This window comes from Chlamydiales bacterium (assembly GCA_031292375.1).
Lineage (GTDB): Bacteria > Chlamydiota > Chlamydiia > Chlamydiales > VFKH01 > JARLHF01.
The window spans coordinates 1-6,431 of the sequence record JARLHF010000035.1; the positions used below are offsets into that span (position 1 = coordinate 1).

Here is a 6,431-nt window from a genome sequence, read left to right on the forward strand (position 1 = left end):
CCTGCCTCATAGCGTTTGCCTATGAGCTCATTGCTGGGAAGAATGCAATACATGCAACTTCCTTGATATTCCCAATGGGTAGTATCGCCATTGGGAGTCGTTTCTGTTTTTATACGATTCAAGCCATCATAGGTTTTCTTTAATGTGTAGCCTGCAGCATCAGTGAAGCTGATCAGGTTGCCTCTTGCATCGAATGTTTGGGTTTCTGTAGCCTTTGTTAAGGCATGAATATGTATGATTTTTCGATTGAGGTCATCGTAGGTGATTTCCCAGGTGATATTATTTTTAATTTCACGAATCGGTCTTCCAAAGAAATCGTATACGATGCTGTTCTTAGTTCCATCGGGATAGATCTCTTCTTTTAACAAGCCATTAGTGGTATAGAGACGTGTTGTTTTTGCACCAGAAGGTGTGGTGACACTTTCTACAAGTCCTCCAGACTCATAGGAGAAAAGGGTAGAGAGCCCTTCTCTTGTCTCAGATTGAATTCTATTTAGAGCATCGTAGTCGCGATAGATACAAGCGCCTCTTGGATCTACCTCTTGAATTAAATTGCCTCTGGAATCGTACTCATAAAGGGTGTAGGCGATGGCATTTGAAGTGAGTGTTTGCCTTTTAGCTTGAAGAAGGCCAGAAGCGTGATAATCTAAGTGGAGAGTATTTTGTGCGTTGGCTGTTTGTTTCCAGATCGGTTGATTATTAAGGTTATAGCCTAAGTAAGTTGCAGAGAGAAGTGTGCCGTTGGGAGAATAGTGCTTAGATGTCAGCAGATTTCCCATAATGTCGTAATCATTCTGTTGGATGCTGTCTGCGGTAGTTACTTTTATGCATTGCCCTTGATGATTATAAGAATAATCACTTACCACGTTTGCATCTGCAGTTTTTGTTATTTGATTTTTTTGACTTAGAAATCCATGAGTGTCATATTGCCACCAAACAGAAGCTCCTGGCTGATCTTCCCCTATAATTTGACCAACGCTGTTGTATCTGCGCTCTATATAAGAAAGCAGTGTATTGTTAACGTACTTTTCTATCCTGATAGGCAGTGGTTTATGATCAAGATAAGTGGTGACAGTTTTATGATCTAAAATATCTTCTTGGATGCAGAGGTTGCGCTCATTATAGGTGAGCTTTTTAGTGACCGATCTCTCCCCATTACCTGTTAGATCCTCTCCTTCAAGAGTTATTTCTGTGGGGTTGCCCTTTTTGTCGTAGAGATAGGAAGTGGTGAGGCCTCGTTTATCTGTAGTGGATTTTAAGCTCCTTGGCCATGCTCCTGGCTGGTTCCAGTTTATGACGCTTTCTGTGAGGGGGTCAAACCAGGTTTTATCGTCTATGAACCAAGAACTATAGGTTTGATAGCCCAGAGGATCTGTAATTTTATAGATCTGTTTTTGGAAAATTTTATAAATTGTTTGGCCGCCAGCGGCATCTGTAACAAGTGTGAGACCTTCTTGATAGGCAAGAGTGGCGTTTGTAATCAGCTCTTGCTGCAAGCCCATAGGCGCGCGTTGTTCAACGACTCTTCCCTTATCATCATAGATATTTTCCAAAACTTTCCCGTGGGGTTTTGTTTCTCTGATGATACGGTGGAATCTGTCATATTCATAAAAGATCTTAGCTGTATTGGGAAGCGTGACTTGTGTAAGATCTCCTTGTGAATCGTAGTTGTAAGAGACTCTTCTGCCATCTTTAACATAGGCTTCGGAGATCTTGCCTTCATGATTGTAATGAAATCCTAAAAAATCACCATTAGAGTTTTCAATACGAGATAAGCGCTTCTCATTATAGAAAAATGTGAGGATACATCCTTTGGCATCGATCCATTTTTTAAGTAATCCTTTTTCAAAATGCCTTGTGGAGCCATCTGTGCTATAGAGCACGTTATCTTTGATATAAGCATGAAAGGGGTTAGCAAGGCCTCCCATACCTCTTTGGCTAAAATTACAGAGGTCGGGATTATCTTCGAAGGAAACTTGCCAGCGAGAATTTTCTGGGATGTAGCGATAGATGATAATTGAACCATCTGCTTCTGCAGCATACAGTTTTCCCTCTTGCTCAATAAGGAACGGATTTAGCCCCAGTTTCCATCCGCATCCAAAGTCACCTAGTAGGGGATTTTGACTGTTATAATTACGCCGTACTTCAAGGGGGAAGGGGCCTGGCAAATTGAGATCGACCTCATCGATGTAAAAAGCTCCACTCACTACATCGATGGGATCTGCTACGGTATGTGTATTAGCCTTATGTTCAGGCCTTACATCGGGGATCCACTGCGTTGTTCTAGGAGAAGGTAGTGGGGTAGCAAAAGTTGCTGTAGGACGTGCAACATCTAATGTATAACCATGGTTAGTGAGAACAAGATCCCATTCACTAATTCCTTGAGACGTTGTGTAATTGCTTGGCAAGGGGGAGCCTAAGCCTCCGTGAAACAGTAGATTATTGCCAGTGATCAAGGCATATTGTGTGTTAGGATTGAGAATGAGGGCACCTGTTTCTTTATAAGACCCATCTAAACTTAAGATGGGTCCTGGAGTCATGTAAGCATATGTCCAGCTACTTAAAGAGTTTTCTTGACCTAGCAGATTTTTGAGAAGACCCCAACTGCTCAATGAGGCTGACTGAACATCACGAAGATTTAAATTTTCCAAATGAGAAAAATAGAGAGCTTGTGCTACTTCAGGCGTATTTTCTGCAGCTTCAAAAGAAGAGGGAGTAAAGATGGCAAAACCTTCTCCTGGCAGTCCATTTTTCTTGTGTTGTAGGTGAGCTAATTGCAAAAGTTTTACCGTAGAAATAGGATAGGGATCTTTAAAGATTTCACTTAAAATCTGATGTTCATTCGAAGAAGAATCAACAGTTATAAGAGCTTTAAGTTGTCTGCTAGCTGTATAGCCCTCTTGATTCCAGATAGAAGGAGGGGGATTTTGAGGGGGATTTGCATGAAACCAAAACATGTCCACTTGAGGCAACTTTAAGTCTGGCTCTCCTTTAATAGGACCTTTGGATGAATCTGGAGAGAGTTTAGCAAGGCCAAAAGCAAGAGCTGTGGTAGGCCTTGTTTTATGAAGATCAGCAATTAAGCTCTCTGTACGGCCACATTTTTCAAAATAAGAAGTGCCTACAAAGGCAAGAAGAGCATGTATGCGCTTAGTCTCATCTTTTTCTTTTGCAAACTGCTCATAAAATTGAGAAGTCATTTGCGGACTGGCCCCTCCAAAATGAAAACAAAGTGCTGCACTTGTCCCTTTGGCAAAAGAGAGCGTTTGTGTTGCTTGAGAAAGAGTAGCTCCCAAAGGAACTTCGTACGTCAGCTTGATATTCATTACATGGTCTGATTCATCTAGATCTAGGTAAGATGCTTTAGGCCTTTCCGCTGCCTGTACAAACAATCTGTGACCATTTTTGCTATTGGCAGAAAAGTACAGAGAAATTATGCTGCAATTCAATTCAGCCAAAGGTACAGATAGAGATAACTTTTTCTGTGGATTCTCTTGAGAAAAGATCTCTATTTGAGCCATAGCAAAGAGATTGGAACTTTTCAGCGAATCTATAATTTGAAGTTGCCCGCTAAATGAGGGCCGCGGAAAATCTTCCCAGCAGGTGAACTGCTTTTTGATTTGGGTACGATGTACTCCAACATCCATTAAAGATAAGCCCTGTTTTCTAATCTCCTCTTCAACAAAACGTATGAAAAGAACACCTGCTGTATCATTTCCGTCAGGAGCAATATGTTTTATGATTCTCTCGTCACTTTTTAAATAACGTAAGATCCATCTATCAGCGCTTGCATACTCTTCTGGCATAAAGTTATATAAGTCGTAGCCCTCCTCTATCTGCATTTCCTTCATCCAAGGAAAGAGTGAAACCCAATTTTTCCCATTAAAAAAGAGGACAAAAGGGTAATTTAACACACCCTCTTTTTGCTCTTTAGGTAGGTTTGTAAAGAGCATTTTTTCTACAAAAATTTTGGGAAGAGTAGAAAGACCTCCTTTAATATAGAGTGCTTGATAACCCGCACTTCGCAAAAGATACACTAGGAGCTGACATTGTTCCCAAGGAGAGCCCTGCTTTTCTAGATAAGTTCTATAGGCATTCCTATGAATTCCTGGAGCTTGAAAAACTCCATTCTCTTGGATAAGAAAAGGATCTACGAGAGCTATTTCATTTTGAACATATCCAGCGAGTGCTAGAGGATCTCTTTTTAATTCCCCTACAAATTGGTTAAGACCAGGGAAATGAACTGGTTCTGAAGAAAAGGTAGGATTGAGGTGCTCACTTAAAGTAAAGGTTACAAAGGGAGCGATTTTATTGGTAGGAACGTTAGTACATGGAAGAGCAGGTTTTCTAAGAGAGCTCAATTGCCATGGAGGGGGCACTAAAAAGCTGGTGTTGTAAAGAGCGTTTCCTGCATCTAAAGCAATAGAAAGCTGATAGTCAGGGCAAGTAACTTTCTGTGCAACGATCATAGAGAAGGTGCATTTAGGATCACAGACAAAGCTAATGCGCAATTCCACTCCAAATTCAGTTTTTAGTCTTGTTTCAGGGATGAATATCATTCCATCGTCTTTGACATACTGTTCCCAGCTTTGGATGTTTTTTAGAGGAAGCGTGATTATTTCTTCATGAATGATACTGCCTTCTTTGCCCACTTTTACAAGGATTTGGGTGGCCGGCAGATCACTTTGGATGAGAAAGCGATAAAATTGCTCTGTATAAAGAGTAAAGTATGTGTCTTTTTTAGAAACTTGTCCATCTAGAGATAGAGCAAAAGGACGTGTGGTTTGTGAGAAAAGGCTTGGAAGAAATAATTCAGGAGTTACAAGCAATTGCTTTGCATAGAAAAGTTCTCTTCTAACTTCCTCTCTTTTCCTAAATTCGTCTTCAGTGAGTGTTTGAGTGCTATTAGTTAAACGATTTCTATCCGCTTCTGCTTCGTAAAGTGCAAGAGATGCTTTTAGCTGTAGAATTTCTTCATCATGTACAGAGGAGCCTTTAATGAGCTGTTCTAGAATCGCTACCATTTGTTTTTGTACTTCATAAGCACTGCGTTTTAAGCCTTGTTCTTCAAATAACTTACGCTCTTCTCTCAACGTTGCAAGCTTTTCATTTAAGATACTCTTTTGGGCTAAAATAGCTGCTGGCCACTCGGCAGCCTCTTTTCTGTATTTGGTAGCAGTGTCTAGATAATTTTGCTCCTTCTCCTTCAGCCACTTTTTGTCGCTTGCATTTCCACAGGTGGCGATATGAGATGCAGCTTCTTGCACATAAGTAGCAGCTTCTTCATAGAGTTTTGCCACCTCATGTAGCATTGTAACAACTGTATCGGCATTGTTTAAATGGCGAAGACACTCTCTGTTCTTAGTTTCTGCAAGATCGGCTTTTTTTTGTCCCTCTTGAAGAGAGAGATTTACTTTTTCAAAAGCTGCGTTTACAAGAGTAATCTCTTTGATAGCGGTTTCTAGAGAGCTTATTCTGGCAGAACATTTGTCTTTTGCATCTCTAAATTGATTTTTCATGGCTATGCGCCACTGTTCATTTCGCTTTTTTGAAGGTTGTTTTCCGTAATCTCTAAAAAAGGCATTACAATGCCCAATGGCCCGGTTACAAGCAGCAATAGCTTCATTAAGAAGGGGGATGCGTTTATCATGTTGGTTGGAAGAGAGTCTGTTGGCTTGATTAATGAGTGTTCCAGACTGATTCCATTCTGCGACAACTTTATCATAAAGGTTCTTGCTCTCACCTTGATCGTACGCATGAAGAAAGAGTGGTATAAATAGCAACAAGAAGATAAGACGCAAGTATTTCATAAATCACTCATATAGCTAAGTTTGAAAAAACACAAAGCCCAGGAGGCTACCATATTATTTGAAATAAATGCACATGAAATTTACAGAATCTTTATGATTAAAACCAGTAATGGTAGTTCATGCAGCTTTTTAGAAAAATATTTTATAGCTTTCTGGAGATGCTAATTAACTCACCTTACGCAGGCACAGCCTTTTCAAATAATTTATTAATCTCTTGTAATGCAATTTGATTTGCCTTTATAAGTAGTTTGTATTTGAGCGCAAAATGATTCAATGAAGTTTTGGTTCTAAGAAATTCGAGCTTGCAATAAGCGACAATTGATGCAAAAATATGCAGGTGATTTCTTAAGACTAGCGTTTTGCTTAATTGACTTATGATATTCTTCTATACGCCACCGTTTTTGGTAGATTGTAAGCGTCAAATAAGGCCATCTAGCAATTTAATGAACTTTTACTAGCCATCCATTGATCAGGCAAAAACTCATATAACTTTTGAGAATTATGGGACATAAGACAACGCATGACGTCCTCAAGATATTCACGTGGATTAACTCCGAGAGTGCGGCAGGTTTGAACGAGAGAGAATATAATGGCAGCAGCTTCTCCACCATCCTCGTTGCC

The 6,431-nt window shown here is 40.1% G+C and carries 2 protein-coding genes and 1 pseudogene; all 3 read right to left on the reverse strand.

The features are described 5' to 3' along the window. Positions 1 to 5,810: DUF6531 domain-containing protein (locus P4L16_04790; protein ID MDR3624441.1), on the reverse strand; the 5,810-nt coding region annotated here is incomplete at its 3' end. A 175-nt stretch (positions 5,811 to 5,985) separates the two neighbouring features. Next, positions 5,986 to 6,232: pseudogene (locus tag P4L16_04795) on the reverse strand (hypothetical protein). A gap of 10 nt (positions 6,233 to 6,242) precedes the next feature. Beyond that, positions 6,243 to 6,431 (reverse strand): transposase domain-containing protein (locus P4L16_04800; protein ID MDR3624442.1); only part of this gene is annotated, 189 nt, incomplete at its 5' end.